General features: G+C 68.7%; 1 protein-coding gene. It reads left to right on the forward strand.

Annotated features, from left to right (window positions below; translation table 11 throughout):
* Positions 1-347: 347 nt before the first annotated feature.
* A partial coding sequence (locus OXF11_05420) for an SWIM zinc finger family protein (GenBank protein MCY4486542.1) occupies positions 348-1,883 on the forward strand: 1,536 nt, incomplete at its 3' end.

Raw genomic sequence — 1,883 nt, forward strand, 5'->3', positions numbered from 1 at the left:
CATCCGATGGATCCCGCAGGACGAATCTTAGCCTGTACAGTTCCATTTCAGCATCCTCGACTCAGACGCAACGCGTTCAGGACATCGTTTTGTGGTCCCGAAGTTTGCCGGAATTTTCCGGTCGTGGCAAGAAAGGCGGGTGCCCACATGGAGTGACGGGTGTTCCGGCGGAGGGTGATCCATGAGGAGCCGTCAGATTCGGAAACTCTCCAGCGGCGGTGACGCATTGACCATGGACAACCGAGCCGAGCGGCGTTCCCCAAGGGGGCGGCGTGCGGCCGGCGGCATGCGTCGGACCTTGTCGAACGGCCGGTGGACGCGGCCGGTATCCGACGCGGAGGCCCAGTTTGTTCGATAGCCGCGACGTCCAGCGCGCGCTCGGGGAGCCCGACTTCTCGCGGGGTCTGGAGTATTTCGAGCGCGGCATGGTGCGTTCGGCGGAATTCGAGACCCGGTCGCGAGTCCATGGGCGGGTGGCGGGTAGCCGGGCCAACGCGTACGAGGTCTGGGCCGTGTTGTCTTTCGGTGTGGACGATGCGTTGCGCTCGGTGTCGGGATCCTGCACCTGCCCGGTGGCCTTCAACTGCAAGCATGTGGCAGCGTTGCTGCTGGCCGCGTGCAACGCGCCGTCCCGGTCCAAGGCTCGGGACCCCGTACCGCACGAGGTCCGCCGCTGGCTCGATCGCTGGTCCGGGCGGAACGGCGCGGCGGTCGAACTCCGGCCGTCCGGGCCTCCCGCGGCCGGGCAGGAGCATCTCTTCTACGTCATCCACCGGAGTGAGATGCGCGGCATGTGCATCGACCCCTACCGGGCGTATCTCAGGAAAGACCGCACCATCGGCAGCAACTTTCAACGGTTCGACCGGCGTTCCTCCTGGGCCCGGCGGAACCTGACCGTGCAGGATTCCAGTCTCCTCGGAAGGCTCGCGTTGTTCGCCGACGACAGTTTCGACCCGCGCTCGGAATGGCCGGAGGGCGAGGTGCTGGTGGACCTCGTCCGGGAGATCGTGGAGACGGGCCGCGCCCGCGCTCACGACATCCACGGCGTTGCGTTGTCATGGACGCCGCCGCGGCGGTGCGAACTCTTCTGGGATGTGGGGGAGGCCGGTGAACAGCGCCTGGCGGCGCGGGACGGCGACGGTTCTTCCCTCACCCTGTTGCCGTTCCCGGCGCCGTTCTTTGTCGATTCCGCCACCGGTGAGATGGGCGTCGCCGAGACGGAGATGGCGCCTCGGATGGCGTCCTGGCTTGCCGAGGCGCCGGCAGTGCCGCGCGCTGCGGTGGAGGCGGTGGCCGGCGCGCTCGCGCGGATGGGAAAGCACGCCCCAGTCCCCCGGCTCCAACGCGTGGAGGAGCGCACCGGCGTGGCGCCCGAACCGGTCCTGGTGCTCTACGGCCGCGAGCAGAAAGTGGTCCTCTACGAGCCCGGCGAATACCGCCGGGGCCGTGGCAGGGACGTCTCGGCCGTCTATCCGTGCGCCCGGGTGGAGGTCGCCTACGCGGGCGCGGAACGGAGGCTGCGTCCCGGAGAGGCGGGGGAAATCCGCGCCGACGACGGGCCGGTTGTGATCCGTTGCGATCCCGTTAAGGAAGCAGGCTTGCGGGAGGCGTTCGTGCAGGCGGCGAAACGCCATGGCGGCGAGGATCCGGGGGCGTTGCGCTACGAGGTCTCGCCTCCCTCCGGGGTGCGCGAAGCGGACGTCGTCTTCCCGCCCTTGATGAAAGGGGATGCTCAGGACGCCGTGGCGGCCGGCATCGACTTCGTTGCGCAGGGGGTTCCCGCGCTCCGGGCCGAGGGATGGCGTGTCGAGATCGAGCGGACATGGCCTTTCCGCCTCCACGAGGGGCCGGTCGCGTTCTCGACCTCGCTCGACCCGTCGGAC

The organism is Deltaproteobacteria bacterium (assembly GCA_026712905.1).
Classification (GTDB): domain Bacteria; phylum Desulfobacterota; class Binatia; order UBA9968; family JAJDTQ01; genus JAJDTQ01.